This window comes from Streptomyces sp. NPDC038135 (assembly GCF_055601245.1).
Genome location: NZ_JBVJXS010000007.1, coordinates 415,653 through 440,584, shown reverse-complemented (window position 1 = coordinate 440,584; position 24,932 = coordinate 415,653). Strand labels below are relative to the sequence as shown.

Annotated in this window: 28 protein-coding genes; 10 read left to right on the top strand and 18 right to left on the bottom strand. The window is 68.3% G+C overall.

The annotated features are described in order from the left end of the window. Positions 1-81: 81 nt before the first annotated feature. Complete coding sequence (locus ACZ7JA_RS22385; protein WP_351666064.1) at positions 82-1,353, bottom strand: MDR family MFS transporter; 1,272 nt, start codon at positions 1,351-1,353, stop codon at positions 82-84. A 255-nt stretch (positions 1,354-1,608) separates the two neighbouring features. Here ACZ7JA_RS22385 and ACZ7JA_RS22380 point away from each other — a divergent pair, with 255 nt between their 5' ends. After that, entirely contained in the window at positions 1,609-2,370 is a 762-nt protein-coding gene (locus tag ACZ7JA_RS22380) for a phosphoglyceromutase (RefSeq protein ID WP_351666063.1), read from the top strand. 85 nt (positions 2,371-2,455) lie between these two features. Here ACZ7JA_RS22380 and ACZ7JA_RS22375 read toward each other — a convergent pair whose 3' ends face one another. From ACZ7JA_RS22375 to ACZ7JA_RS22325, 11 genes are all read right to left on the bottom strand, one after another. Beyond that, positions 2,456-2,650, bottom strand: a complete 195-nt coding sequence (locus ACZ7JA_RS22375) for a hypothetical protein (RefSeq protein ID WP_470809953.1) — start codon at positions 2,648-2,650, stop codon at positions 2,456-2,458. Positions 2,651-3,340: 690 nt separating this feature from the next. Beyond that, positions 3,341-4,609, bottom strand: coding sequence for a tyrosine-type recombinase/integrase (locus tag ACZ7JA_RS22370; protein ID WP_470809951.1), 1,269 nt, complete (start codon positions 4,607-4,609; stop codon positions 3,341-3,343). Next, entirely contained in the window at positions 4,609-4,848 is a 240-nt protein-coding gene (locus tag ACZ7JA_RS22365) for a helix-turn-helix transcriptional regulator (RefSeq protein WP_451792984.1), read from the bottom strand. The genes ACZ7JA_RS22370 and ACZ7JA_RS22365 overlap by 1 nt, the downstream gene beginning before the upstream one ends. Beyond that, a complete protein-coding gene (locus ACZ7JA_RS22360) occupies positions 4,841-6,121 on the bottom strand; it encodes a replication initiator (protein ID WP_470810046.1) in 1,281 nt (426 codons plus the stop codon). Before ACZ7JA_RS22360 ends, ACZ7JA_RS22365 begins: the two co-directional genes overlap by 8 nt. A 157-nt stretch (positions 6,122-6,278) precedes the next feature. Then, on the bottom strand, positions 6,279-6,524 hold the full coding sequence (locus ACZ7JA_RS22355) for a SpdD protein (protein WP_470810044.1): 246 nt from the start codon (positions 6,522-6,524) through the stop codon (positions 6,279-6,281). Between the two features lie 25 nt (positions 6,525-6,549). Further along, positions 6,550-6,744, bottom strand: coding sequence for a hypothetical protein (locus ACZ7JA_RS22350; protein ID WP_020940615.1), 195 nt, complete (start codon positions 6,742-6,744; stop codon positions 6,550-6,552). A 16-nt stretch (positions 6,745-6,760) separates the two neighbouring features. Beyond that, positions 6,761-6,952, bottom strand: a complete 192-nt coding sequence (locus tag ACZ7JA_RS22345) for a mobile element transfer protein (protein WP_470809947.1) — start codon at positions 6,950-6,952, stop codon at positions 6,761-6,763. A gap of 10 nt (positions 6,953-6,962) precedes the next feature. Further along, positions 6,963-7,583 (bottom strand): DUF2637 domain-containing protein, encoded by a 621-nt coding sequence (locus tag ACZ7JA_RS22340; protein ID WP_470809945.1) that lies wholly within the window; start codon positions 7,581-7,583, stop codon positions 6,963-6,965. A 33-nt stretch (positions 7,584-7,616) separates the two neighbouring features. Continuing rightward, positions 7,617-8,993, bottom strand: coding sequence for an FtsK/SpoIIIE domain-containing protein (locus ACZ7JA_RS22335; protein ID WP_470809943.1), 1,377 nt, complete (start codon positions 8,991-8,993; stop codon positions 7,617-7,619). After that, entirely contained in the window at positions 8,993-9,349 is a 357-nt protein-coding gene (locus tag ACZ7JA_RS22330; RefSeq protein WP_390654114.1) for an SCO3933 family regulatory protein, read from the bottom strand. The genes ACZ7JA_RS22335 and ACZ7JA_RS22330 overlap by 1 nt, the downstream gene beginning before the upstream one ends. Before the next feature lie 168 nt (positions 9,350-9,517). Beyond that, a complete protein-coding gene (locus tag ACZ7JA_RS22325) occupies positions 9,518-10,306 on the bottom strand; it encodes a GntR family transcriptional regulator (protein ID WP_470809940.1) in 789 nt (262 codons plus the stop codon). Positions 10,307-10,415: 109 nt separating this feature from the next. Here ACZ7JA_RS22325 and ACZ7JA_RS22320 point away from each other — a divergent pair, with 109 nt between their 5' ends. Genes ACZ7JA_RS22320 through ACZ7JA_RS22310 form a run of 3 tightly spaced genes read left to right on the top strand, consistent with a single transcriptional unit; the run spans position 10,416 to position 11,675 of the window. Further along, a complete protein-coding gene (locus ACZ7JA_RS22320) occupies positions 10,416-10,823 on the top strand; it encodes an NUDIX hydrolase (protein ID WP_263280133.1) in 408 nt (135 codons plus the stop codon). Positions 10,824-10,869: 46 nt separating this feature from the next. Further along, positions 10,870-11,298, top strand: coding sequence for an ATP-binding protein (locus ACZ7JA_RS22315; RefSeq protein ID WP_470809938.1), 429 nt, complete (start codon positions 10,870-10,872; stop codon positions 11,296-11,298). Then, complete coding sequence (locus tag ACZ7JA_RS22310; protein ID WP_470809936.1) at positions 11,298-11,675, top strand: hypothetical protein; 378 nt, start codon at positions 11,298-11,300, stop codon at positions 11,673-11,675. Before ACZ7JA_RS22315 ends, ACZ7JA_RS22310 begins: the two co-directional genes overlap by 1 nt. Positions 11,676-12,033: 358 nt before the next feature. On the opposite strand, the gene ACZ7JA_RS22305 is transcribed toward ACZ7JA_RS22310, so the two are convergent. Next, positions 12,034-12,972, bottom strand: a complete 939-nt coding sequence (locus tag ACZ7JA_RS22305) for a hypothetical protein (RefSeq protein ID WP_470809934.1) — start codon at positions 12,970-12,972, stop codon at positions 12,034-12,036. A gap of 19 nt (positions 12,973-12,991) precedes the next feature. Beyond that, positions 12,992-14,056 (bottom strand): GmrSD restriction endonuclease domain-containing protein, encoded by a 1,065-nt coding sequence (locus ACZ7JA_RS22300; RefSeq protein WP_470809932.1) that lies wholly within the window; start codon positions 14,054-14,056, stop codon positions 12,992-12,994. Between the two features lie 695 nt (positions 14,057-14,751). Here ACZ7JA_RS22300 and ACZ7JA_RS22295 point away from each other — a divergent pair. After that, positions 14,752-16,266 (top strand): restriction endonuclease, encoded by a 1,515-nt coding sequence (locus ACZ7JA_RS22295; protein WP_470809930.1) that lies wholly within the window; start codon positions 14,752-14,754, stop codon positions 16,264-16,266. Between the two features lie 383 nt (positions 16,267-16,649). Here ACZ7JA_RS22295 and ACZ7JA_RS22290 read toward each other — a convergent pair whose 3' ends face one another. The 4 genes from ACZ7JA_RS22290 to ACZ7JA_RS22275 form a co-directional block, all read right to left on the bottom strand. After that, entirely contained in the window at positions 16,650-17,843 is a 1,194-nt protein-coding gene (locus ACZ7JA_RS22290; protein WP_470809928.1) for a PP2C family protein-serine/threonine phosphatase, read from the bottom strand. A 67-nt stretch (positions 17,844-17,910) separates the two neighbouring features. Continuing rightward, on the bottom strand, positions 17,911-18,825 hold the full coding sequence (locus ACZ7JA_RS22285) for an STAS domain-containing protein (RefSeq protein WP_470809926.1): 915 nt from the start codon (positions 18,823-18,825) through the stop codon (positions 17,911-17,913). Positions 18,826-19,644: 819 nt separating this feature from the next. Continuing rightward, positions 19,645-20,082 (bottom strand): hypothetical protein, encoded by a 438-nt coding sequence (locus ACZ7JA_RS22280; RefSeq protein ID WP_351666062.1) that lies wholly within the window; start codon positions 20,080-20,082, stop codon positions 19,645-19,647. A gap of 99 nt (positions 20,083-20,181) precedes the next feature. Beyond that, entirely contained in the window at positions 20,182-21,063 is an 882-nt protein-coding gene (locus ACZ7JA_RS22275) for a hypothetical protein (RefSeq protein ID WP_389303021.1), read from the bottom strand. A gap of 357 nt (positions 21,064-21,420) precedes the next feature. On the opposite strand from ACZ7JA_RS22275, the gene ACZ7JA_RS22270 reads away from it, so the two are divergent. The 5 genes from ACZ7JA_RS22270 to ACZ7JA_RS22250 all read left to right on the top strand — a co-directional run bounded on the left by ACZ7JA_RS22270 (position 21,421) and on the right by ACZ7JA_RS22250 (position 24,708). Next, complete coding sequence (locus ACZ7JA_RS22270; protein ID WP_351666061.1) at positions 21,421-21,642, top strand: CarD family transcriptional regulator; 222 nt, start codon at positions 21,421-21,423, stop codon at positions 21,640-21,642. A 74-nt stretch (positions 21,643-21,716) separates the two neighbouring features. Beyond that, positions 21,717-21,893: a hypothetical protein gene (locus ACZ7JA_RS22265; RefSeq protein WP_389303023.1), complete on the top strand. Its 177-nt coding sequence runs from the start codon at positions 21,717-21,719 to the stop codon at positions 21,891-21,893. 505 nt (positions 21,894-22,398) lie between these two features. Continuing rightward, the gene (locus ACZ7JA_RS22260; protein WP_403681908.1) at positions 22,399-22,860 is read left to right on the top strand and encodes a hypothetical protein; all 462 of its coding nucleotides are present in this window, start codon (positions 22,399-22,401) and stop codon (positions 22,858-22,860) included. 295 nt (positions 22,861-23,155) lie between these two features. Next, entirely contained in the window at positions 23,156-23,980 is an 825-nt protein-coding gene (locus tag ACZ7JA_RS22255; protein ID WP_470809922.1) for a GAF and ANTAR domain-containing protein, read from the top strand. Then, the gene (locus tag ACZ7JA_RS22250) at positions 23,977-24,708 is read left to right on the top strand and encodes a GAF and ANTAR domain-containing protein (protein ID WP_470809920.1); all 732 of its coding nucleotides are present in this window, start codon (positions 23,977-23,979) and stop codon (positions 24,706-24,708) included. Before ACZ7JA_RS22255 ends, ACZ7JA_RS22250 begins: the two co-directional genes overlap by 4 nt. Positions 24,709-24,932 lie beyond the last annotated feature (224 nt).

The following is a 24,932-nucleotide window of genomic DNA, read 5'->3' as shown; positions in this document are numbered from 1 at the left end:
CGGCGACGAGCCCCCCGCACGCGGAGTCACCGCGCGCGGGGGGCTCGCCCCTTTTCGTCCCGACCTCCGTCTCGCCGGTGCTCAGGCCGCGCTCAGCTCGGCCTCCGCATCGGCCGGGGCGGTCTCCGCCGGCCGCCGCTCGGCCGGGGTCCGCCGCATCAGCACCCCGTACCCGACGCCGGCCACGGTCCCCACGCCGGCGCACATGGCCCACAGCCACTCGGCGCCGAACCGGTCGATGACCGCGCCGGACATGAGCGGCGCCACCAGCGCGGCCAGGGACCACGACAGCGTGTAGACCCCCTGATAGCGCCCGCGCCCGTGCACCGGCGACAGCCGCACCACGAGCCCGGTCTGGGTCGGGGCGTTGACGATCTCGGCGAGCGTCCAGACGCACACGGTGAGCGCGAAGACGCCGACCGACCCGGCGAAGGCGGTGAGCCCGAAGCCGTACCCGGCGAGCAGGGAGGAGGCGACGAGGAGCGTGCGCGGGTCGCGGTGCTCGATGAAACGGGTGACCGGGATCTGCAGGGCGACGATCAGGACGCCGTTGACGGCGACCGCGAAGCCGTAGTCGGCGGCCGTGAACCCGGCCCGGCCCATGGCCACCGGCAGTCCGACGGACCCCTGCTGGAAGACGAGGGCGACGAGGAAGGACAGCCCGACGACGGCCATGTACCGCCCGTCGCGCAGCACCGTGCCGAGGCCCACGTCACCGTCCGCCCGCTTGGCCGTGGCCACGGGCCGCGACTCGGGCAGCTTGAGGAAGACGACCACCGCGCACGCGAGGGTCATCCCCGCCTCGATGAGGAACCCGGCCAGATAGCTGAACTCGGCGATGAACCCGGCGGCCATGGAGGAGACGGCGAAGCCGAGGTTGATCGCCCAGTAGTTCAGCGAGAACGCCCGCACCCGGTCCTCCGGCCGGACGATGTCGGCCATCATCGCCTGCACGGCGGGCCGCGAGGCGTTGGAGGCCATGCCGACGAGGAAGGCGACGCCGGCGATGGTGACCGGGTCCTGCATGAACCCGAGCACCGCGACGGACACGGCGGTGGCGGTCTGGGCGATCAGCAGGGTGGGCCGCCTCCCGAGCCGGTCGGCCATCACCCCGCCGCCGAGCGAGGAGACGACGCCGCCGAGCCCGTGCAGCGAGGCGACGAGACCGGCGTACGAGGCCGAGTAGCCCCGGTCGAGCGTGAGGTACAGCGCCATGAACGTGGCGACGAACGCGCCGAGCCGGTTGACCAGGGTGCTCGTCCACAGCCACCAGAACTCGCGGGGCAGTCCGGAGACGGTCTCCCGGGCGGCACGTCTGAGACGGGCGACGGACGCGACGGACGCGACGGACATGGACGGGACCCCCCACGGGTACGGAGATGTAAGCGGCTCACAAGGCATCCGCAACTTACATCCACGGGGCGTCCGACGGCCACTCGATTAACGGGCAACCGCAGGCGAGCCGCACGTGAGCTCCACGAAGGCCGCACGGAGACCGCACGGAGGCCGGGCCGGAGGCCCGAGGGGGGCGGCCCGGCCTCCGGACGGCCTGTCCGCCCACCGGGCGGGCCGGGCAACGGCCCGAACACGTGGATTACGCTCTGAGGCATGGCCGACGCACCGTACAAGCTGATCCTCCTCCGCCACGGCGAGAGCGAGTGGAACGCGAAGAACCTGTTCACCGGCTGGGTGGACGTCAACCTGAACGAGAAGGGCGAGAAGGAGGCAGTCCGCGGTGGCGAGCTCCTGAAGGACGCCGACCTCCTGCCCGACGTGGTCCACACGTCGCTCCAGAAGCGCGCGATCCGCACGGCCCAGCTGGCCCTCGAGGCCGCGGACCGCCACTGGATCCCGGTCCACCGCAGCTGGCGCCTGAACGAGCGCCACTACGGCGCCCTGCAGGGCAAGGACAAGGCGGCGACGCTGGCCGAGTTCGGCGAGGAGCAGTTCATGCTCTGGCGCCGCTCCTACGACACCCCGCCGCCCCCGCTCCCGGACGACTCCGAGTTCTCCCAGGCGCACGACGCCCGCTACGCGACGATCCCGCCGGAGCTGCGTCCGCGCACGGAGTGCCTGAAGGACGTCGTGCACCGCATGCTCCCGTACTGGTACGACGGCATCGTCCCCGACCTCCTGACCGGCCGCACGGTCCTCGTCGCCGCCCACGGCAACTCCCTGCGCGCCCTGGTCAAGCACCTGGACGGCATCTCGGACGCCGACATCGCGGGCCTCAACATCCCGACGGGCATCCCCCTGTACTACGAACTCGACGCCGACTTCCGCCCGGTCACCCCCGGCGGCAAGTACCTCGACCCGGAGGCCGCGGCGGCGGCCATCGAGGCGGTCAAGAACCAGGGCAAGAAGAAGTAATTCTGATGCACCAGGCCCCCTACCAGGGATTTCTCCGCTGACAGGAGGCCTGGTGTCATGTCTGGGCCGTGGTGGGGCCGTGACGCTAGATGCCCCGCCTCCTCCAGATGCGGACGCCTACTCGGAACGTGACGAGGAAGGCCCCGACGGCAACGGCATACACAGGGGCTTCCGCCCAGATACCGAGGGAGCTGCCCGCGCCCCCGACCAACGCGAACGGAAGTTCGCGGGGGGTGATGTCGATGGTTACGCCAAAGCGTGGCACCATGGTGTTCTCCATGGGTTCCTCCTTGTTGTCGCAACGAAAAGGCGCTAATGGAGATCGAAGGCCACCCAGGGCAATGGGTGGCCTTCTCGCTTCCCCGCTAGCGATCGGGACGATATTGCACAGGCGTCACGTCGCGCAAATCCCTACATGGTTGCGGAACTAGTGCCTCCGCGTAGGTGTCGAGTCAGTCGGCACACTTAAGCTGCCAGGACTTCTTTCGAACCCTACTTCCGGCACGATTTGTTTCCTTGTGCCTGCCGGTCTTGTTCTGTGTGAACGTCCGCCTTCGCGGTGACTGATAGGGCGGCTTCCCGGTCGGACGGCCGACCGGTTGGGAGGGAGACCGGCCGGGCGTCCGGGCGTCCGGGCGGGCGGGCGTCCGGGCGGCCGGGCGGGCGTCCGGGCAGATGGGCCAGTGGGTGGCTTGCCACCGGGCTCCTCGCTCACCCATCTGCGGTTTCGTCGAAGATGTGGGTACCGAGGTGGCTTTCACGGATGGTGTTACCACCTTGGAAAGTCCGCGGCTTTGTCGAAGATGTGGGTACCGAGGTGGCTTTTACGGATGGTGTTACCACCCTGGAAAGTCCGCGGCTTTGTCGAAGATGTGGGTACCGAGGTGGCTTTCACGGATGGTGTTACCGCCCTGGAAAGTCCGCGGCTTTGTCGAAGATGTGGGTACCGAGGTGGCTTTCACGGATGGTGTTACCACCCTGGAAAGTCCGCGGCTTTGTCGAGCATCGGTCTCCTGGAGGAGTCAAAGACAGAGGCCACAGCGTTACGCGTACGCTCCTGGCTCGACGGCATCAGGTGCGCATACACCCGGAGCGTCAGACCGGGGTCCGAGTGGCCGAGGTACTCGGCGAGGGCCTTGATGTTCTCGCCCGCGTCCAGGAGCACCGAGGCGTAGAAGTGGCGCAGGGCGTGCATCCCGTTCTCGCGGGACTCGGCGTACGGCTCGCCCGGCTTCCGCTTGGGAATCACGCCGACCGAGGCGAGAGCCCGCTTCCATGCCTCTTCGTTGAGCGACGTACGCCAGACGTGCCCGCCACGCGGCCCGGTGAAGATCAGCCGCTTGGTCACCGGTGGACCGTCCGCCACCTTCCACGGCAAGGTGACCTCGACCGGCGGGAACCGCTTCATGTGCTCCCGAAGCGCATCAGCCACGGGACCAGGAAGCGGGACGTCCCGAAGCTTGCCGCCCTTCGGCGGGGCGAACACGGCCTTGCTGCGGCTCAACTTCAGTTGCTGGACCACGTGGAGCGTGTCCGAGGTGAAGTCGACCGCGTCGACGGCCACGCCAAGGATCTCGCCCTGACGGAGCCCGCAGCCACCGCCCAGGTCGACCATGGCTTGGAAGCGCTCGGGCATGGCGGCCCGGACGGCGAAGACCCGCTCTGGCGTCCAGGGCGCGACGCGCTTGTTGTCGACGGTCGGCGGCCGGACGGACCGGGCGGCACAGGGGTTGCGCGGAAGATGGCCGTCATCCACTGCCGCGCTGAGCGCTGCCCGCACGTTGGAGTAGATGGTCCGGGCGTACGACCCCCGGACGCCGTTCTCCTGGAGTTGCCGCACCCAGTCGCGGATGTGCGCCGGCTGAAAGGAGCCGAGTGGACGCGAGCCGAGGTAGGGGAAGGCGTGCAGCCGTAACTGCGACTCCATCGAGGCTTGCGTGTTGGGGTCGGCGCCCTGCGTGGTGACCCACTGCTCGGCGTACTGCTGGAAGGTGATCCGGGCCGCGCGCGGGTCGATGTACTGCCCGCGCGCCATGTCCGCTTCGACGTGCGCCAACCACTGATCAGCAAGCCGCTTCTGTCGGTCGGGGAAGCTCTTGGACTTCTCCGTGCCGTCCGGGCCGACGTAGCGAGCGCGGTAGCGGAGACCCGAGCCGTAGCGCTCGGTCTTGACCTTGCGTACCTTCCCGTCCGGGCCGGTCTCGGTCCGGTACCACCGGTCCTGGATGTGCCCGGCCATCAGGCGGCAGCTCCTTCACGCAGGGACTCCACCCAGGCTCGAACGTCCGCAGGGTCGTAGCGAAGGTGTCGGCCGACTCGGAAGCCGCGGGGACCGGTGCGCTTGCGACGCCACTGGTAGACCGTCTCGACACTGGGGAGGTCGAACATCACCACGAGGTCGTCAGGAGTCAGGTACCTCGACGGCAGGTCACCGGATCCGGAGGCCGCTTCCGCGACAGTGAGGCGTCGGCTACCCATGGGTGGGCTCTCCTTCGGTTCCGGGTGCGGGTTCGAGGGATGCGGCCAGCCAGGCTTCGGCATTGGACAGGCCGGTGCCGGCGAACACCCAGTGGGCGAGGACGTACGTCGTGTCCGTCGGCCGTTCGTCGGTTGCTGCCTGGGCTCGGCGCCACTCGGCACGTGCGTCGCGCAGGGCGCCGAGGGTGGTGGAGTACCGCCGGGACTTGGTGGAGAAGTGGCCGCGGAACCCGAGCATGTGGGCCCAGGCGCGCAGGCGGAGGTGTTCGAGGTCCTTGCGGGCGCCGAGGGTCCAGGCCGTTCGGATGAGGCGGCGGGCGTGGTCGCTGATGTCGAGCTGGGCGAGTTCAGCGACGAACTTGAGCGGACGGTCGAGAGCTCCCGTGGCGGTCTCAGCACCCTTGGTGGCGTACTTGGCGATGTACGCCGCGACGGCCCGCTCGGTCAGTTCCTGGCCGCCGTCGAAGTCGGCCGAGCGGATGGTGCGGACGTCGAGCTGTCGGCCGAAGACGAAGGTGTGCGCACGGCCGTCGATGACTGGGCCGTCGACGCGGACCTTGGCGGCGGCGGCCTCGATGGCGTCCGTGAGGAGTTCGGCGGTCGCCCAGGCCGGGGGCGGAGTGTCGCCGCCGCCGGGGCCGTCGAGGCGGATGACGGCGTGGAAGTGGACGGCTCCGCGCTTCTGGTACTCGGCGACCTTGGCGAAGGAGACGCGGGCGTGCCGGCGGAAGTGGCGCTGTGACAGGCCCGCGCGCTTGGCGGCCTCTCGGCGGAGGTAGATGGAGAAGCGCCGCCAGAGCTGTCCGGCGTGCGCGTTCCAGAGGACGGCCGCTTCGTAGTCGTACGTGTCCGGGGCGAGCGGTGTGCCAAGGGCGTCGTCGTCCTGGTCGTGGTGGGTGCCGCAGCGGCAGGAGCGGCCGTCCGTGCGGCGGTTGTGGACCGGGCCGAAGCCGGGGGCGGTGAAGGTGGCGAAGACGCGAGGGTGGGCGGCGACGTGTTCCGGAGTGCCCTTGCCGCCGCGCAGTCCAGCGGTGATCAGGTGGAAGGTGTCGCGGCGGTAGACCTCGGCGCAGGCCGGACAGCGGGTGGTCCGACGGTTGTTGCAGCGGACGAGGAGTTGGCCGGCCGGGAGGGCGGTCGAGTCGAGGTGCTGGAGGACACGGCCGATCTCGCCGGTCGTGGTGTCGACGTCGTACTCGGTGCGGTGGCCGTCCAGCCGGATGGGGTGCGTGCAGCCGCCGAGCCCGGAGAGCTGACGGAGGATACCCGGCAGGGTGCCGTCGGCGGCGAGGTTGCAGAGTTCCGGGAGCGGTGGCGGGGTGGTGCGGGCGAAGATGGCGGTCTCCTTCTGACGGGCACTGTCGGGAGGGATGGGCCACCGGGGCGGCGGATGCTTGGCCGTGTCACGCCGCCCCGGAGGTCTGGGCGCCTCAGCGCCGGTTGTGCTCGTGGAGCAGCGAGCGCACGACCACGGCGGCGATGGCGACAGAGATGGCCGTGACGGCGACGGCGGCCAGGAGCGCGGTGAGGACCACACCCGCGACGACCACGGCCGCGACCGTCTTCTGGTCGATGGAGATCGACGGCAGGGCGCGTCGGGCGGGAGCCGGGTCGGTCGGGGCGTGCGTGTGAACCGGCGGCGGGGTCGGGTTGTCCGGGTACTTGGGCAGGAACACGACGGGCTTCTCCTTGCCTACTCGTCTAGTCATGTGAGCCGTTTACGACACCCACGCCGGACCGCGTGCCGGACTCGATGGCGGGCGCGAGGAAGGTGTGCGAGAGCCAGAAGCCGAACAGGGCGATCAGGACGACGATCCAGGTGCGGACGCCGAGGAACTTGATCGCTCCCCAGGCAAAGAAGCCGAGAACGACGACGAGCGGCAGGCTGACGGTCACGGTGATCCGGGTCCTTTCAGCGGAAGGGGCAGCGATGGGTGCGGGCGGCCAGTTCGGCGGCGGCGCGGCTGTCGTAGTCGGCGGAGAAGCCGCAACGCGGTGCGGTGCAGGCGGCGGTGTGCTTCTCGCGGCCTCGGTGGTCGTAGGCGGTGCCGACCTGGACGGGGCCGATGCGGGTGACGTTGCGGAAGCTGCGGCTGGCGGCCATGGATCTCCTCTCAGAGGTGGGCGGCGATGGCTTCGGCCATGGGCACCGGGACACCGAGGCGAGCGCGCAGGGTCGGGGTGTCGATCGGGGTGCCGGTCCGGGCGTGGTGCTCGGCGGCGACCTTGCGGGCGTGGGCGACCAGGGCAGATGGCACGGGTACGGGCGGGGGCTGCGGCGGTTCCTCGATGGCGGGTTGGGCGGGCGGGTCGGCCGCGGCTTCGGGCTCGTCCTCGTGGTCCTCGATGACCTCCGCACCGGGGCCCGTCTTCGGCGCGGTGTGCGCGAGGAGGGTCCCGCCGAGGAAAGCGACAGCGGGCCAGCCCGCGACGAGGATGCGCAGCCAGGCCGGGACGTTGCCGAGGTCGAGAAGGCCGGCGGTGGCGACATTGGCGCCGAGGGATGCGGTGAGTGCGACGACGAACCAGCACCAGGCCGCCGTCTTGGTCGTACCGGAGCGCAGTCGACGCCAGGCGGCGACGAGCAGCAGGTCAACGGAGACGGGGTAGGCCCAGGCCTTCCAGCCGTCCTGTCCGGCCGCCACGGCGACGTCGTGCAGATGGGCGAAGGACAGCGCGGCGGCGATGAGCGCCTGGACGAGCACCGCGTCGACGCGGGCCAAGCGGGCGCGCATGATGCGGCTCCTTCCGGAGTCGAGCAGAGGAGATCAGTCGGTGACCGGGCGGGGCAGGAAGACCGGGGCCGCGGTCCCGACCGGGCGCACGGGTACGTCGGGCCGGAAGGGCTTCAGCGCGGGCAGGTCGGGCACCAGGTGGGCCGACTCGCGGCAGGTCTCGGCAGCGTCCCCGAGGGAGAGGTACGGCGTGCGGATGCGGGACCAGCCGCCGGAGGTGTCGCCCGCTACGGCCAGGCCAGACCGTTCGGGAGCGATGGAACAGGCTGCCTGGACAGCCTCCGGTGCGATGTCGCCGAGGGCCATCTTTGCGGAGGCCTCGTCGTTGACGCGGTGGCAGACGCGGCCGGTGAGCTGGGCGCGGAGCATGGTGGCGCCCTTGCCGAGTTCAGCGCCGAAGCGCTGCCCGCAAACCTCCAGGTAGATGCCGGCTGCGCGGCCGAGCTGGGCGAGCCGGATGAGCTGGGTGACCATCTCGTCGCGGCGTTCCTCGTCCTTCTTGGTCGCGACGAGGAAGAGTTCAGCGACCTCGTCCACGAACAGGACGACGGGCACCGGGCGTTCGTGGTCGGGCAGGCCCCAGATGTCGGAGGTGATCTCCTCGTCCGGAGTGCCAGGGGCGATGCCCTGCCGGGCCTTGATCAGGTCGTACCGGTCCTCCATCTCGTTGACCAGTACGGGCAGCAGCTCGGCCGCCTGCTCCGGGTCGGTGGCCAGTGCGGAGAGCCGCGGTGCGAAGGGGGCCAGTTCGACGCCCCGCTTGCAGTCGATGCCGACCAGGGCGACGGACTGAGAAGCGAGCCCGGCGACCAGATGCCGCAGGTACATGGACTTCCCGGACAGGGTGGCGCCGAGGGTGAGTTGGTGGGGGATGGTGCGGTAGTCCCGGACGAAGGGGGTGGCGTCCTCTCGCAGCGCGACCGGCACTTTGAGGGGGCCGTGCGCGGCCTTGCGAGGCATGCGCACCCGCCGTAAGACGTCGTAGCCGACGAGCCGCAGGTCGACGACCCCAGGCTTCACGGTGGTGACGTAGACGGCGTGGACGCCCCAGGCGTGCCGCAGTCGCTCGGCGGAGGCCGCGAAGTCGGCGGGCTCCTGGCCCGGCGCCAGGCGGAGACGGAGCCGCAGTCCGGTCGTGGTGGGTCGGATGATGCCCCGGCGGGGCGGCACGGGCCGCACTTCGCGCTGGGTCATGGCCTTGACGGTGAGGACCCGCAGCCGGGAGGGAGTCACGGTCAGGCCGCATGCCTCCATGACCGAGCCGTACGAGCTGAGCAGTCGGACCGTGGACACCGGGAGGCCGACCGTCGACCAGTACGCCGCCGGGTGCTTGGCCCGGGCGTAGGCGGCCCCACCGCCGAGCGCGGCGACAGGACCACCCACTTCGAGGAGCGTCGTCAGGTCGGACATCAGGCGGCGGCCCCGGCGACGGCCGGGAAGGCGGCCGGGGTGACGGCGGCGGCCCGGTAGGCGATGCCGTGGCGCTGCTGGCCGTTGAAGACGGACTCCCACGGCCGGGCGATGAGGCCGGGCAGCGACACCGGCGAGCCGAGGATCAGGCCCTCGGAGACACCGCCCTCGGGAACGGTGACCTTGATGAGCGAAGACTCACCGTCCTCGATGTAGACGACGCCGATGGTCATCAGCGCCTCGCCGCTGGTCGCGTCCTTGGCGATCTCGCCGGTCTGCCGGTCACGGACCTTCGGCTCCGGGGCCTCCGTGAGGAGGATCGTCGCGGCGGAGGTCTCAACGCGGATGGTGCGCAAGGTATTGCCCCTATCTACTCGTCTATACAAGAGTCGATCCGTGAGCCCGATCTCCGGGATCATGTGGATCACCTTGCCACACAACTTGCCCACTCGTCTATACGAGTAAGCGTGTCGGTGTGTACGAGTTCGGAGAAGCGTCCCCGCGCACTACCGCCGCTCCCTGGATCAGGTAGCCGGGAGCTGGTAAGACAGGACGTACGCGTCCGCCGCCATGACCGTGTCGCAGACCTCGACGGCACGTCCTTCGGCATCGAAGGCGGTCCGGATCAGGTGGATGACGGGCACGCCGGCCGCCAGGTGCAGGAGCTTGACCTCTGCGGGCGAGGGCATGCGGGCGCGGATCTCTTCCTCGAAGTGGTCGAGGTGGTGCCCCAGCTCTTCGAGGCGGGCGTAGATGCCGCCGGGACCCGGGTTGGGCTCGGCGATAGGAGTGCCGCGGGCGATATCGAGCGGGAGGTAGGAGGTCGCGAACTCGACCGGCCGCCCGTCGAGGAGATACCGGCGCCGACGAGCGAGGACGCGCCGCACCGACCCGAGCCGGGTGGAGATGTCCTGACTGGGCTTCTCCTCCTTGACCTCAAGGCTGTCGACCGTCGGATGACTGCCTGCGGCGTCGGCCTCCACGATGAAGGCGGACTTGCCCTGCTCGCGGTGGCGCCGGGCGAACCGGTCGGAGGCGAGCCGGCGCACGGGGGGACGCGGCCGGACGAAGACGCCCTTGCCGTGCTCGGCGTGCACCAGGCCCTCGCCCGTGAGGACGGAGAAGGAGTTCCGGACGGTCATCCGGGAGACGCCGTAGTGCTCTACCAGCTCGGCTTCGGAGGGCAGCTTCTCGCCCTCACGGAATCGCCCACGGTCGATGGCCTCGCGCAGCTGGTCGGCAATCTGCCGGAAGACCGCACGATCGCTCGTGGGGTCGAGATCACCGAGGAGGCCCGAAGGAAGAGGGCTCACGTGAGTACTCCTTTAGGTATCTAGACGAGTGGGCGAGTTCTGTTGCTACGGTGGAGAGCCTAGCCAGCCGAGAGGGCCGAGGAACGTGAGCACTGAACGCCCGCACTCCGTGAGCGTCGCCGGGGTCGTCGTGGACGACCAGGGCCGGGCCCTCCTGATCCAGCGCCGGGACAACGGCCACTGGGAGCCGCCGGGCGGCATCCTCGAACGCGAGGAGACCATCCCGGAAGCCCTTCAGCGCGAAGTCCTCGAAGAGACCGGCATCAAGATCGCGCTTCCCGCGACTCTGACCGGCGTCTACAAGAACATGACGGGCCTGATCGTCTCGCTGGTCTTCCGCTGTGAAGCCGCCGACGGTGTGCCCACCACCGGTGACGAGACCCGCGCGCTGCGCTGGGCCACCCGCGAAGAGGTCACCGAGCTTGCCGACGAGGCGTATTCGATCCGCGTCCTGGACGCACTCGACGCGACGACCCCGCCGGCCATCCGCGCCCACGACGGCGTGAAACTCGTCTAGCCCGAACCCGCTGCACATGGCGGCCTACCAGCGTAAAGGAACTTGTATGCACGAGTATACGAGTACAACTCGGGTCTGGGGGCTGAGTTGCCCAGGATTCCCGGAAGAGGTGAGCCGGGCCCGTCGATGGACCCGTGACATCCTGCGCGGCTCCCCTTTAGCGGAGGACGCCGAACTGATCGTGAGCGAGCTGAGCGCGAACGCGATCCTTCACACGGCGAGCGGTCGGGAGTACGGCAGCTTCCACCTGGCCGTCGCGGTCTCCGCTCGGGTGGTGGCAGTCTCGGTCACGGACGACGGCGGCACGGGGACGGCCCCGAAGGTCGAGCACCAGGACCAGGACGCCGAGCATGGCCGGGGCCTGGGCATGGTCAGCGTCATCGCTCACCGGGTCGTCGTGCACGACAGCGACCAGGGCCACACGGTCACCGCGGAGCTGTACGCGGACGCCCGGCGGGGAGGTGGGCTGTGTTGATGAAGCCACCGCAGCGGGGCTACTGGTGCGAGTGCTGGACTGAGGACCTGACCGAGGAGTGGCCGCCGGCACTGCTTGCATCGTGCGACGCCTACTCCGCAGCGCAGGCGGATCGTTGGGTAGCGGTCGTACTCCGCACGATCTCACCGGCACTGGACGCGGACGCATCGGCCGCGGCGTGGGAGTGGCTGTACGAGGGCCGCATCGAGACCCGACGAGCCCTGCTGCGGGCGGAGCCGTGCACGGTGCCTGTCACCCACGCCAGGACCCGGATCACGTGGACCATCCGGCCGGTGCTCTTCCTACCGCTGGCTCACCGTCAGGACGCCGAACTACCTTCGTGCGCATACCGTTTCAAGGCCCACGCGACCGACTGAGTTACAACTTTCTCTACTGGTTCAAGGCGGCTCGCTCCGCTCACCGCGCGCGGCCCGGCCCCCGGCCGGGCCTGCGCTCCTGTCTCCGCCCCGCTCCAGCCCGGCCGGCGCCCGTCCCGCGCGCACCGATCAGCCGCCTGACGCCAGAGAAGGGGTACGTCGTGGCTGGGGCGGTCGGCTCCGCGATTTTAGGCAGCCACTTTGGCGCGAGCCTCGAAGATCATGGCCCCAACGTCGTGCTTTACCGGGCAGGTCCACAGACTGCCCGACGCGCCGGAAGCTTACGGGGCCATGATCACTCGCGCCAAAGCAGCTCCAGCCCAAAATCGCTCCGCCGACCTAAAGAGTGGCGTGACCACTACATGACGTCCGTTACCACCCACGAGGCAGGCAAACCTTGAGAATCCTGCAACACGACAGGCTCGTATTTCTTCGATGCACTCTGTATTGCGACCTTCAGTGCGTCATCTAGATTCCTAGTCACGTTGGTGGCGCGAGTTGCATTCTCTCTTATTTCGCGATATCCCCTGGGGCCCGGCTCCAAGAATCGCAGACTCAGCCCCGTCGAGACTTTGATTTTTCCGGCAAGAATTTTGGCGTCACCCTGTTTCAGTAGCCGAGCAGCCCTGCTCAGGATAATGTCAAACCCGAGAGCGATTGACACGGCTTGCGTGCAGAAAGTCTCCAGGTCTCGCGGCTGAGTGTCGGCATCAGCATTGTGGGCTGCCTCGTGACGCCACCGCATTGCCTGGTCGTAAGCAGATTTTAGCGGCAAGCTGCCCGCACCGCATCTGCTTGCGATAAGAGATATTTCGTTCCAGGCATCAGCAGCATTAAAGGAGGTGACAATCTGTGCTATCTCGCCACTGCTTACATTCGAACCAGAATACCCAAGACTGAACCGGCTCAATTGAAGAGCGCCGGCGGCCGTGCTCGCAACATGCATGGCGGCCTCCTGGAGCAGCGCTACTGGATCCTGACCGGCGTTCTTGACTATATCCGCTCGGGCCCTGGCCGCCTTCATAGCTCCCAGCGTGGCGGCATTTCGCAGAATTTCCGGCAAATCCGTGAAATGAACGACCGTTCTGCTCACCGCATGCAGCAAGTCCCCCGTCCTGGCGCGGATGAAATCCTCCAGGGACGTGAAAGCCACAACCATGAGTCCATTCCGCAACAGGCGGGCGCGGCTATTATGAGCTACATCGGTCAGCACGCGATCGATAAGGAACGATTCGCTAGCGGCTTGCTCGATTGTGCGGATCCGCTGAATGAACGCTTCACGCGATGACAGAGACATATATACCCCCCGCAGGCCGCTAGAACTCCGTCACCAATTCCAAAACCCTACTGATCCGATAAACTAGACGCGAAGGCGTGTTAGTAGACAGGCGGACGGCTTCATTGAAGGCCCGGTCTTCAAACAGGGAGCGCGTCTTTTCCACAACGTCGCTGCTCCTTGACATCAGCGAAGCTAGCCGCTTGTCATCTACTGAACTTACGGCCACCATTTGGGCGTCGTACATGCCAGCCAACATCTGGTCACGCCAGCCGTTTCCCTCGGGGCGCTTGAAGGCGTGAGGTCCCCAAATTTGCTCGCATGCACTGAGCGCCCGCATAAACGTTTGGCGAAGCCGATCGATTTCCCGAGCAGCCATGTTCATGTTTGCCTCCATGTAGCTATCCATAGAGGCTCGATAGTCGCCAGAGAAATCCCGCCACTGCTCCAGAAGGACCAGGTAACGCAGCACGGACTCTGCATCTTGCATTAGGTTGTAGGCAGAAGACCTATTGTCCCTAATTTTAAGTTGCTGCCGCAAGAATGGCGCCTCAGAAAGCTCCATAAGCAGATCATTCAGTGGGCCGCGGTAGATTACGTTGCGGATCTCCTGTGCGTTGAGTGGCTCACCGCCGGAGTTCAGGCGATGGAACACCTCATATTTTGTTGACCGGTCCGACTGTCGCAGGATGGTGATTGCCCTAATGTAGGGCCTAACTTTGAGAGCATTTTGAAGCTCGCCTGGCAAGTCCGAGAATCGCAAGCCATTGATCTCTTCAAAGCGAGTTAGCTGCGTTAGCTGAAACTTGTCTGCCATGAAGTCGCGAATCGCCGTGATGCGCTGCTTGCCGTCGATTACGGAATACTTTCCGTAATCATCCTCAGACAGATATACCGGCGGAACGGGGACGTTCATTAGGAAGGACTCGATGAGAGCAGACTGGCGACGCTGATCCCACCTCTCTCGGCGTTGAAATAGTGGCGCAACGTCGATCGCGTCAGTTTGCGCCATCTGAAAGATGGTTTCCAAAGAAAGGTCAGACGCTTGGATTACTAGAGCATCTTGAGACTGCTTGAACTTCTTGACAATGCCAGATTCCGACATTCCCGCCCCGATCCTTAACCCCAGAAGACTTCATTAACTCCACGATGAGTATGCCTCAGGCGGCGCGACACGGGAACAGGTTCACTGCTTCCAGCGACATGGGTACATGTGGGAGCCGCGTAATAGGCGGGCCTAGACCCGGTTGGTGCACGACTCGGACGACAACCCGGGGTTAGGGCGGAGGAGCGTGCCATAGGCGTGCCAGATCGTGCGGGGAACCACGGGGAACACCGGGGACCAGGCCAGTGGCCAATCCGGCGCCGGGACCGCATCACCGCAAGTCAGCTCAACAACCGGGCGTAGATCACCCTAGCTTCCCAACCTGATGGCTCGGGCAGTGTGCTCACGGGCCGGCCGTCCTGGCTTCCTCTGGTCGACAACACCGCGACAGCGTGGCTGAGGTCTGTGGGAGTGCGGCGAGGCACACGCGCGCCTGGTCGGTTGGCAGACCCGCCATCGTGGCTGACTGTCGTCGGTTGAGGTGTCGGCGACTTGAGTGCACGCACCGTGCGGGCCGGCTTAGGTGACGTCCCTGCCCTGCGTGATTCTGCGGTGTGGACGGGGAATGCAGCCCTGTGGCGGAGTAGGGCCAGGGGAGGGGTAAACAGGTGGCGCAACGGGGTGGCGGTCGAGGCAACGACTATCAGCGGCAGCAGCAGGCGTTACGACGTGCCCAGGAGCAACAGGCACGGCAAGTGGAGAGGGAACGCAAGGCCGCTGAGACAGCCAGCAAGCGGCAGGAGCGCGAGCGGAAGGCTGCGTATCAGGAGCAGCAGGCCGAGCAGGCGCAGGTGCGCACGATCGGGGTCGAGCACGAGGTCGAGCAGCTTGGGCAGTTGCTCCGTGACGCGTTGGTGGGCGATCCGCCAACGACCTTTGAGCGCCGGCGGAGGACTCACACGCCAACAAAGTTAGACGAGCGTCCCTGGTCTCGTCCGGAGCCTTCACGGCGCTGGGAGGAGTTCGCACCACCGGAGCCCGGCGGTCTGGCTGCTGTCCTGGGTCTTGGCAGGAAGCGCTATGAAGCTGAAGTTGCCGATGCGCGTGTGCGGTTCGGTGAGGCACAAGAGCGCCACAGGCGAGCCGAGGAGAAGCGGCTGGCAACGCTGGAGCGGAAGCGTGCCGAGCACCGCCAGGCCGAAGCGCAAGCCCTTGACGAGGTGGCGACCTTCAACGGGAAGTTGGACGAGGAGCGCGAGGCGTACAGGGCCGGGGAGCCCGCGGCGGTCGAGGCTCATCTAGGGGCTGTTCTGGATGCATCGGAGTATCCATTGGGCTTCCCCCACGAGCATCGGATCGCCTTTCGACCTGCCACCGGCGACTTACTCGTTGAGATCCACTTGCCTCCTGAGGCGATCATTCCTACCGCGCGGGGCTACCGGTACGTGAAGAACCGAGACGAGACGACCGTGCTGCCTCGTCTGGAGAAGGAGCGCAAGGAGATCTATGCCTCTGTCCTGGCGCAAGTTGCTCTGAGGACGGTCCACGAGGTCCTTACGGGTGATCCGGACCGGGTCGTCAATGGCGTGATCCTGAACGGCCACGTGAGAACCATTGATCGGGCGACCGGTCAGGAAGTCTCACCCTGTCTGGTGACACTCAGCGCTAGCAGGGAGCAGTTCGGGAAGCTTCGTCTCAGTCAGGTTGATCCAGCGCAGTGCCTCAGGGGGCTTAACGCTCTGGTGTCTCCCAACCCCTACGATCTCGAACCGATTCGTCCCATCGTCGAGTTCGACCTGTCGAAGTACCGGCTCATGGACAGCATGGATGTAGTCGCCGGTCTGGACAGCAGGCCCGTGCTGGTGAAGCTGACGCCCACCGAGTTCGAGCACCTCATTCGCCAACTGTTTGAGGCGATCGGCATGGAGGCCTGGAACACCCAGGCGTCCAAGGACGAGGGCGTTGATGCGGTGGCCGTCAGCAAGGACCCCGTCTTCAACGGTGAGTGCATCATTCAGGCGAAGCGCTACAGCAAGCTCGTGGGTGTTGAGTCCGTTCAGGCGCTCGCCGGCGTAGTCGAGCACAAGCGTGCTGCCAAGGGAGTCTTGATCACCACGTCGTGGTTCGGCAGGGCCAGCCACGACTTTGCCCGCCAGCATGGCCGGCTCCAACTCATCGAGGGGCCGGAACTCAAATACCTGATCAAGGAACACCTTGGCAAGGATGTGATCCCTGGCCCGGTTCCCCCGAAGAGGCGCCCCTCGCGCTGAGACCGGCGGGCCGCCCCCTCAGACCGAGGAGCTGGGCCGTCCCTGGGCCGTCCGAGGCCGCTCTGCAGTGGCCAACGACGACCAACGACGACCACCAGGCGCACGAGCCCACCGCCTCTGAGCAGCGAAAACGCAGGTCCCCAAGATCTCCGGCAAGACCCAGGGCAAGAAGAAGTAGGGTTCGTGATCATGCCCCCGACTTGCGCATGCGGCGCGGATCGGGGGCATTTTCGCGGCCCGGGCCCTCTCCGGGCCCTCAGGCCCCCGGGTCCTGCGGCCGGAGTGCTCGTCCGAGGGCTTTCCGGGCGCGGTCTCGGCCGCTCGGCATGAGGTGCGCGCCGGGTTGTTGAGTCGCCCGGCAGTTGGGTGTGCTTACTGGTTCGTCAGCGGCGCCACTCCACCAGGAGGAGTGTGGCGTCGTCTGTGGTCTGTCCGCCCCGCGCCCGTTTGAGTGTGTGCGACAGGGCACGCGCCACTGCTCTGACTCCGCGGCCGGTCGTCTCCAGTCGGTTCACCCAGTCGATCAACTGCTCCTCCCCGAACTGTTCCTCACCGGCCACGTGCTCCTCGATCAGCCCGTCGGTGAAGCACAGGACGCGGTCGCCCCGTTCCAACCCCAGCTCACTGACCTCTGGCTCCGCTCCGCCAAGTCCCACGGGGAGAGTCGTCGGCCCAACCATCTGGCGCGTGACACGGTGCTCGCGGACAAGCAATGGTGCGGGGTGGCCGGCGTTGACCCACTGGAGATGGCCCGTCGTCGTGTCCAGCTGCATCATCTGCGCGGTGACGAAGTGCTCGGTGCCGAACTGGTCCGCCACGGCCTCATCCATGAAGGCATAAATCTCCTTCAGGCCGGTGCGGAGGCGGCGGGCATGGCGGTAGGCGCCGATAGCCACGGTGGCCATGGTGGCGGCGCCGAGTCCGTGCCCCATAGCGTCGATCATGGCTACGTGGAGGACATCGCCGTTGAGCGCGTAGTCAAAGCTATCCCCTGCCACGTCGTACGCGGGCTCCAGTACTCCCGCGACTGCGACGCTCGGCATGATCATGGCCAGAGGCGGCAGTAGGGACCACTGGATCTCGGCGGCCACACTCATCGCTTCACCGCGTCGGGTGCGGAAGAACAGGTCGGAATACCCGTGCTTGGTCACCAGCAGGTCGGCCACCAAATTCGAGAGCCGTCGCAGCATGCGGCGGTCGTCGTCATCGACCCGGCCGAGCGTCACGGCCATGACACCCACTTGGTCACCGCCGTCCAGCAGCGGCAGATGGAGCCGTACGCCGTCGTCCAGCGGCAGCTCCACGGTCAGCGCGTCGAGAAAGCAGTGACCCGCTGCGGCATCGTCGATCACCTGCGGGGCACCACCTTCGAGGCCCTCGCCTGGCAGAGGGACGAGCAGCAGCTGGCCGTAGTCCTGCAGCAGGATCTGCGGACTGCGACCCCCCAGCCGCTTCACCACGTCGGCGACTAGCGGGCCGATGAGGTGGGGCGGAAGCTCATGGGCACGATCCAGAATCGTGCCTAGAAGTGCTTCACCGAAGCTTTCGCTGCGGTCCGCGCGCGGTTCGGCCGTCATCCGCTCACCACGACGCCATCCACGTGGACGCGCGATTCTGTGGCCGACGAAGACGCTACTTGTCCCATTAATCCATCATGGGGCGTTCCGATCCCTGGCGCTCTCCTGACCGAAGCCGCCCTGGCCCGCCTTCCTGGAACAGGACCAGCACGCGCGGGGCGCCCCGGCCGGGCAGCCCTACCATCTCCCCGCAGTTCTGCCACCCCCAGGACTTGAAGGCGGCTTGCCCGGCGTTGTCGGTCACAAGGAGCAGGCTGACTCCGAGCGCGGTGCGCCGGTCGGCCAGCAACCGTCGTTGCAGGCGGTGGCCGATGTCGCGGTGCTGGGCGTGGTGAGGCGCTACGACCTGGGTGACAAGCAGGAAGTGGTTCCGACCCGTGAGCCGCTGGACGCTCTCCTGCAATCTCTGCTCAGAGCGTGCCCCTGGCCCTATCGGAAACCCGAAGGCACACCCCACCAGCACGGTCGTCTCGGCGACCACCAGTGCGAAGCCCGGCCGTCCGGCGTTCGCAGCGAGCCACCGCAAGAAGCCGCCTCGCTCCCGGTACGCCTGCGCCGAGAGACACGCGACCGGCTCCACGGCCAGGTCGGCGATGTCCTCACTCATGTCCTCCGTCTGCTGGCGGGTCAGGCGGCGGAGACGGATCCCGTCTCTGACGACTGGCGCACTGACAAGGTCTCCGCCGTCCTGCCGCACATCGGCCGACGGGAGCGCATCGGGTACCCCGCTGAGCAGCGAGGCGGAACCGGTGACGGCGAGGAGGCGCGTGATCTGCGCGCAGGGATGGTGCAGCCGTACGGAGGCATGCACCCGGTCCGCGCACTGCGATGCCACCCGGAACACGTCCAGGCCCGTCGAGTCACAGGAGCCGACGGTGGCGAGGTCGACGTCGATGGCGGTCACGCCGTCGCGCAGGCACTGATTCAGCGCGGCCCGCAGTAGAGGAGCCGTGATCGGCCCGATCGCACCGGCCAGCGTCATGAGGGCCCTCTCCCCCCGGTCATGCCGGTGGATATCCAGCCGCTGGACGACCATCACGTCACCCCAGCAGGGGGAGGCACATTAGTCGAAAAGCGTCTCGGGGCAACTGACATCGCGGCGGACATGATGGTCCGACCCCTCTCCGGGCCGTCCTGTCGGGTGGCCCTGGGCTCGTCTCTCACCAACCGAGTAGGGCCGCCTACCGAAACGGTCTTGGGAGCCTTCAACGGCAGACGGCCCGCTCGTGGAGCCATCTGCCTTACCCCATACCTGCGGGGTAACCACCGATCCTGGGTTCAAGCGCGTTCCGCGGCCTTGGCTCACACCCGCTCGCGCGCAGGCCCGGAAGCGAGACAGCGCATAGGCGCGCAGTTGACCGGCGGCTCGTTCGGTGTGGTCTCAGTCGCTACACGATCCATCACCACCCTGCGGATACCACTACGCAGGGCACTCTGGACTTCCCACCGTGAGACGAGGGAAGAAGCGAGGAGCGATCTAAGGGACCGCAACGACAGGACTGTGCCGGACTGCTGGCAGGCCGGGTGCGGGAGGCTGCTCCTCTTCGCGGCTGAGGGCCCGCGGCGACGCCGCCGGGGCCCTCTCTGGGCCCTCCGAGAGTGACAAGCAAGGGCCAATAACGACCAGCCATGACCACCCGATCGCAGGTCAGCGCTAGTCAGTGTCCCGCTGGCCTGGGCAAAAACCCGGGCCCGCCAGACCCAGGGCAAGAAGAAATAGGTTCCGCGATCATGCCCCCGACCTGCGCATGCGGCGCGGCTCGGGGGCATTTTCACGGCCGGGTTACTCGACGGGGCCGTTTCAGCGACCGTAGACGTGACCTCGCACCAACGGGTCGTGCTCCAGGATGAAGTCCGAGACCTGCCAGAACTCCGCCAGGCGGGGATGCCGCAGAGCGGCTTCCCGGTCCAGCTTGCGGCCGAAGAGCGGGCCGTCGGGATGCGCGAGTCCCGCAGTGACGAGGGTGGACGCGGGCTGGACCTGACCGGCGACCGGTCCCACCCGGCATGCGAACGAGACGTGATCGTCCCACCGGTCGGATCCGGCGCCCCAGGTCCCGAAGATCACGTCTATCCACGCGTCGTGGTCCCGGTCCTCGTGGTGGTAGCAGTTCGCGAAGTACACCGCGCACGGCGCGCCGTCCGCATACACGAAGTTCCAGGCCCGCTCGATGGGGGCGTTGCAGCAGTCGCACCGGAACTCGCGGGTCTGCCGGTCGGGGCCGAAGGTCAGAGGCATGAAGCACATGATGGGGCAGAGCCCAGCTCTGGCCTCGGGAGGCCCGGGCCCTCCGCTCACGGCCGCCATGAGTCCGAGAGATCTACCCGCATTCGGGGTCTACTGAGAAGTCCGCTGCTCGAAGCGCTCCAGCTCGGAAAGCGCCGCCCGAACCACCTCGACAGAACTCGGGCCCGTCCGTGCCATTTCGTCCAGCCGCTGCCGAAGCGTGTTCAGCAGCTCGTCAGCGATCAACCCGGAGCCCCGCTGGTGCCTGGCCTCCCGAAGGAGGTCGACGAGAGAGGTGGTGGCGGGTGCCGGCGACAAGCGCTCGAGGTCCTGCAGCAGCTCTGGGAAGGATTCCACCAATGCCGAGTGGAGCATTGCGCGCCGGATGATGGACTCGTCGTCCTCCGCCGGAGGCCGGGACCAGAACGCGGAGAGGTGGAAGGTCCAGTTCCCCGAGGGTGCTGAGATCACGAACGGGTTCAGCTCTTCGACATCCCGGACTTCCACTTGCACCGGGGGGCCGAAGCCGAGCAGTACCGCCGCCCGCAGGGGCCGCTTGTCCACGTCGGACCAGGTGATGCCCAACGTGGGCAGCGTTACGGTCTGTCCCGGCTGCAGAACGAACGGGAACTGCACCCGGTCCCGAGGGTCGGCGTATCCCGCTGGGGCGCTGAAGGTCAAGCACGGCGAGAAGATGAGAAGCCGCGCACGAGCATCCACCCAGCCGATCCGCGCGATGAGCACCGCTCGCCAGGCGAGCCTGCGGAGGCGTCGTCCGTTCACCTGTGCCCAGATGGCGACGCCCTCCACCGACGCGGCAAGCCGGCCGGCATTGGTGACATTCACGCGCACGATCCACTGGTCGTCCAGTTTCTCGCGGGTGGCGAATATCCGGACTCTTCCACCCGTGAGCCTGTGGGTCAGGATCTGCCAGCCGAGGCCGACGGCACCGGTGATGAAGCCGAGTACGGCCAGCCATGTGGTCAGGTCCATGCCGGGCTCGACGTCTCCATCTTCCGCGGCCGACCCGACAAGTCGCCGTCGGCGTACGTGAGTAGTCCCGCCTTCGCCCCCATGGCACCTCCCCCGGAGCGTCGCGCTCGCTCGCGGTACCAACATAGCCGCGGGCACTGATCGCCAGGGCTGGGTCCGTATGACACGTTCCGTCCGCCGTTCGTGCCGTGCCGTGGCCGCCGTAGGCGTCTGCCGGCGCCGGGGAAGGGGATATGCGGTTCAGTTTTGGCTTCGGCGAGGTCGAAGTCGCAGGTCAGCGGCTTGGGGTGGGGGTGCTCGTGTGGATCTGTGCCGACGGCCACAGCAAACAGGTCGAACGAAGGCGCATACTGAGCCATGACAAAGCCTGCTGCGCCGAAGCGCCATCTGCCCACGAGCCCCTTCAAGGCGCCGGTCGCACCGGCTCCCAAGTACTTCGCCGTGGGCGACCAGGTCACGCACGACATGTACGGCCTCGGCCGAGTCGTCGGCATCGAGGACGGAGTCGCGGTGCTCGTGGACTTCGGCTCGTCGCAGATGCGGATCCTGAGCCCGTACGCCAAGATGACCAAGCTGTAGGACCGCTGTGCCCGGTCACGGCACAACCAGGTTCCCTTAAGGGACCTGCACCGAGAGAGAGTTCTCCGATCGACATGACGTCGCTTTTCTCCGCCCTGGAAGCGCAGCCCGGCCGCTCCGCGGCGGTGTCGCCGCCTCCGGCGACCAACCCCTTCCAGGCCCCCGACTTCGGGGACGACGAAACCCTGCTGCTCGACGACACGCTGGAGCCGGACCCGGCCGTACGCGCGCCGGGACGCAAGGCGGCTTAGCGCCACGAACGACGGGGGCGCCGGCCGCCGGCCGCCCCCCGCAGCTCCGATCACCCGGCCGCGCGTCACGCGGCGCGCCGGCTCATCGGCGGCTGAACGGTATCCGCCTTTCTTCAGCGACCCGTTGAGGAGCGTCCTCGGTGGTGCGAGGCCCAGGGTGACGCTGGGCGAGGCCGATGAGGAGTGCCCTAGAGGCGACGGCCCCGCGCCGTGCCTGATCCGGCGTCACGCGCCGTCCCCCGTGCGGTCTCCCGGAGAACAGCGCGACCAGCTGGCTCTCCTGCGCCCGTACGGCGTAGGCGAGTCGGGACCCCGGCTCCGGGTCGTGCAGGCCATGTCCGGCAGGGTGATCCGCGGTGAGAGGGCGGACCCGCGCGTGAGGTGCCGTTGACCGACCTCCCGCCGTCGCGCACATGGCCGCGCGGACGCCTCATGCTTCACCCGCCTCGGTGACCGTGGGGCCCCTGGTGATTCGGCCGCGCGCGTTCTGGAAACCCGTAGCGGCATGATCCGGAGCATCTTGTGGGGGTGTGCCGCGGGGGCTGCCGGTACCACCGCGCTGAACGCAGTGACGTACGGGGACATGGCGCTGCGCGGCAGGCCTTCCAGCGGGACCCCCGAGACCGTGGTGGACAAGGTCAGCTCGGGCCTGGGGCACCCGGTCCCGGAGTCGGAGGGCCGGGCGAACCGGCTGACCGGGCTGGGGGCGCTGTCGGGCATCGCCGTGGGCGTGGCGGCCGGGGTGGCCGTGGCACTGGCTCACCGGGCCGGTGCGCGCGTACCGGTGTGGCTGGGTGGCCCGCTCACCGGGGCCTTGGCGATGGCGGCGGCGGACGCTCCGATCGCCGGTCTCGGGGTGAGCGATCCGCGCACGTGGTCCGCGGTGGACTGGGCCTCGGACGCCATCCCGCACCTGGCCTACGGCCTGGTCACCTACGGGGTCGTGGTGGCGTCAGCGGACCGGTGATCTCCGCAGGACCCCACCTCAGGACGGCTCCGCCAGGCGGCCGGTCCCGGCGGTGAGCGGGCTGTCCCTCGGCGAGCGGGCTGTCCCCTCAGGGAGCAGGCTGTCCCCTCGGCGAGCGGGCTGTCCGCCTCGGCCGGCGGGCTGTCCGGCTCCGGAAAGCGGGCGTTCGGCGATTTTCCGTGCTACTTCCCGTGAGCGGGGAACTCGGCCGCCGTAGCGCCCCGGACAGCGATCCGGGGACGGGATACTGAGGGATCATGTCTGCTGACCGCTTGGCCCGACGGGGGTGATGACCATGCCGCCCGGGCAGCCCGAGCAGCCGGACGGTGGTGGTGTGCCGCCCGATGTCCGGAGCCGGATCCATGTCAGTGACGCGCTGGCCGCGGCGGCCCGCGCGGTGCGGGACGACCCGCAGCGGATGCCGGAGGCGCTGTGCCAGGCGTGCGTACGTCTGCTGCCGGTGACCGGCGCCTCCGTGTCGATCTCCGGGGGACGCGGCGTCCAGGTGACCTGGTGCGCCAGCGACCGCGTCGCGGCACGGCTCGCCGAACTGCAGTACACCCTGGGCGACGGCCCCTGCCAGACCGCCCTGGACCAGGGCGCGCCGGTGATCGCCGCCGACCTGACCGCGGGCCGTGACGCCCGGCGCTGGCCGGTCTTCGCGCACGAGGCGGCCGGGCTGGGCGTGCTCGCGGTGTTCTCCCTCCCCCTCGGGGTCAGCGGCGCCGCCGTCGGCACCCTCGACCTGTACTGCGACCAGGTGGGCGGCCTGTCCGAACCCGATCTGCGGACCGCGCTGTGGGTGCGCGACGCGGTCACCTACGCCCTGATGAGCGTGCAGCCCGCCTACGGGACCGATGACGAGGCGGAGGAGGGGGTAGCGTCCTGGGTAGAGGCCTCGGAGGCGGACCACACCGAGGTCTACCAGGCGGTCGGCATGGTGATGGTGCAGATCGACGTGGACCCCGAGCAGGCCCTGGACCGGATGCGCGCCCGCGCCTTCGCCGAGGGCCGTACGGTCAGCCAGGTGGCCCGGGAGGTCCTGGCCCGCAAGCTCCGTTTCCAGCCGGAACCGGACGACCCCGACGACGAGCAGGAAAGGGACGGTGACCGGTCATGAGCCGGGAACAGCAGCTCGCCGAGGCGCTCGTCGGGCTGGCCGACTCCTTCGCCGACGACGTCGACCCGGTCGTGCTCGTCGACCGGCTGGCCCAGCACTGCGTCGAGATCACCGGGGCGGACGCGGTCGGGATCATGGCCGTCACCGTCCGCGGCGACCTGCGCACGCTCGCGGTCACCGACGACCAGGCCGGCTTCCTGGAGCTGTTCGAGCTGCAGACCGACGAGGGGCCCTGCCTGGACTGCTTCCGCGAGGGTCACCGCGTCGACGCCCGGGACCTCGCCGCCGACACCGACCGCTGGCCCCTGGTCGTCCCGTTCGCCCTGAACAGCGGCTTCCGCGCGGCGCACGCGCTGCCGTTGCGCGTCCACGGGCAGACCGTGGGCGCGGTCAACCTGCTGCTGCGCAGGCCGGGCGGGCTCGCCCCGCTGGAGCTGGAGCTGGCCCAGGCGCTCGCGGACGTGTCGGCCGTCGCGCTGGTCAACTGGACCCCGGACCCGCTGCGGGCCACGGACGTCGCCAGCAGCGTCCAGGCCGCGCTGGCCGGCCGCGCGGCGGTCAGCATGGCCACCGGGATGATCGCCGAGACGGCGGGCGTCTCCCTGACCGAGGCCCACGGCCTGCTGCGCGCGTACTCCCGGGACCGGCACCAGCGCCTCGTCGACACCGCGCACGCCCTGATCCGCCGCACCCTCGCCCCGGACGCCGTGATCACGCCCCGGAGCTGACGCCCGCACCCCGGTTCGCCGCGGGTGTCGCTCTCGTGCGCAGGGGCGCAGCCGAGGGCTTTCGGGGGGCGGGTCCGCTGGAGAGGGGCGGCGGGTGCTGGGGGGGAGCGGACCTCACACCCCGGGACCAGTCCCGCCCCGCCCCCTGACCCACCGAGGATCTGCCGTCCCGCCCGGGCGCGACTACGCTGAGAAGTGCCGGGAAGCGCCCGGCAGCGAGGCCC

What these genes read in the sequence shown, in the direction of transcription:
- ACZ7JA_RS22270 (WP_351666061.1), top strand. Translation starts at nt 21,421, where the DNA reads ATGACAAAGCCTGCTGCGCCGAAGCGCCATCTGCCCACGAGCCCCTTC.
- ACZ7JA_RS22290 (WP_470809928.1), bottom strand. Translation starts at nt 17,843, where the DNA reads ATGACGGCCGAACCGCGCGCGGACCGCAGCGAAAGCTTCGGTGAAGCA.
- ACZ7JA_RS22370 (WP_470809951.1), bottom strand. Translation starts at nt 4,609, where the DNA reads ATGGCCGGGCACATCCAGGACCGGTGGTACCGGACCGAGACCGGCCCG.
- ACZ7JA_RS22305 (WP_470809934.1), bottom strand. Translation starts at nt 12,972, where the DNA reads ATGTCTCTGTCATCGCGTGAAGCGTTCATTCAGCGGATCCGCACAATC.
- ACZ7JA_RS22375 (WP_470809953.1), bottom strand. Translation starts at nt 2,650, where the DNA reads ATGGAGAACACCATGGTGCCACGCTTTGGCGTAACCATCGACATCACC.
- ACZ7JA_RS22265 (WP_389303023.1), top strand. Translation starts at nt 21,717, where the DNA reads ATGACGTCGCTTTTCTCCGCCCTGGAAGCGCAGCCCGGCCGCTCCGCG.
- ACZ7JA_RS22280 (WP_351666062.1), bottom strand. Translation starts at nt 20,082, where the DNA reads ATGCCTCTGACCTTCGGCCCCGACCGGCAGACCCGCGAGTTCCGGTGC.
- ACZ7JA_RS22255 (WP_470809922.1), top strand. Translation starts at nt 23,156, where the DNA reads ATGCCGCCCGGGCAGCCCGAGCAGCCGGACGGTGGTGGTGTGCCGCCC.
- ACZ7JA_RS22385 (WP_351666064.1), bottom strand. Translation starts at nt 1,353, where the DNA reads ATGTCCGTCGCGTCCGTCGCGTCCGTCGCCCGTCTCAGACGTGCCGCC.
- ACZ7JA_RS22315 (WP_470809938.1), top strand. Translation starts at nt 10,870, where the DNA reads ATGCACGAGTATACGAGTACAACTCGGGTCTGGGGGCTGAGTTGCCCA.
- ACZ7JA_RS22365 (WP_451792984.1), bottom strand. Translation starts at nt 4,848, where the DNA reads ATGGGTAGCCGACGCCTCACTGTCGCGGAAGCGGCCTCCGGATCCGGT.
- ACZ7JA_RS22380 (WP_351666063.1), top strand. Translation starts at nt 1,609, where the DNA reads ATGGCCGACGCACCGTACAAGCTGATCCTCCTCCGCCACGGCGAGAGC.
- ACZ7JA_RS22285 (WP_470809926.1), bottom strand. Translation starts at nt 18,825, where the DNA reads ATGACGCTGGCCGGTGCGATCGGGCCGATCACGGCTCCTCTACTGCGG.
- ACZ7JA_RS22300 (WP_470809932.1), bottom strand. Translation starts at nt 14,056, where the DNA reads ATGTCGGAATCTGGCATTGTCAAGAAGTTCAAGCAGTCTCAAGATGCT.
- ACZ7JA_RS22340 (WP_470809945.1), bottom strand. Translation starts at nt 7,583, where the DNA reads ATGCGCGCCCGCTTGGCCCGCGTCGACGCGGTGCTCGTCCAGGCGCTC.
- ACZ7JA_RS22260 (WP_403681908.1), top strand. Translation starts at nt 22,399, where the DNA reads ATGATCCGGAGCATCTTGTGGGGGTGTGCCGCGGGGGCTGCCGGTACC.
- ACZ7JA_RS22335 (WP_470809943.1), bottom strand. Translation starts at nt 8,993, where the DNA reads ATGTCCGACCTGACGACGCTCCTCGAAGTGGGTGGTCCTGTCGCCGCG.
- ACZ7JA_RS22250 (WP_470809920.1), top strand. Translation starts at nt 23,977, where the DNA reads ATGAGCCGGGAACAGCAGCTCGCCGAGGCGCTCGTCGGGCTGGCCGAC.
- ACZ7JA_RS22310 (WP_470809936.1), top strand. Translation starts at nt 11,298, where the DNA reads ATGAAGCCACCGCAGCGGGGCTACTGGTGCGAGTGCTGGACTGAGGAC.
- ACZ7JA_RS22345 (WP_470809947.1), bottom strand. Translation starts at nt 6,952, where the DNA reads ATGGCCGCCAGCCGCAGCTTCCGCAACGTCACCCGCATCGGCCCCGTC.
- ACZ7JA_RS22275 (WP_389303021.1), bottom strand. Translation starts at nt 21,063, where the DNA reads ATGGACCTGACCACATGGCTGGCCGTACTCGGCTTCATCACCGGTGCC.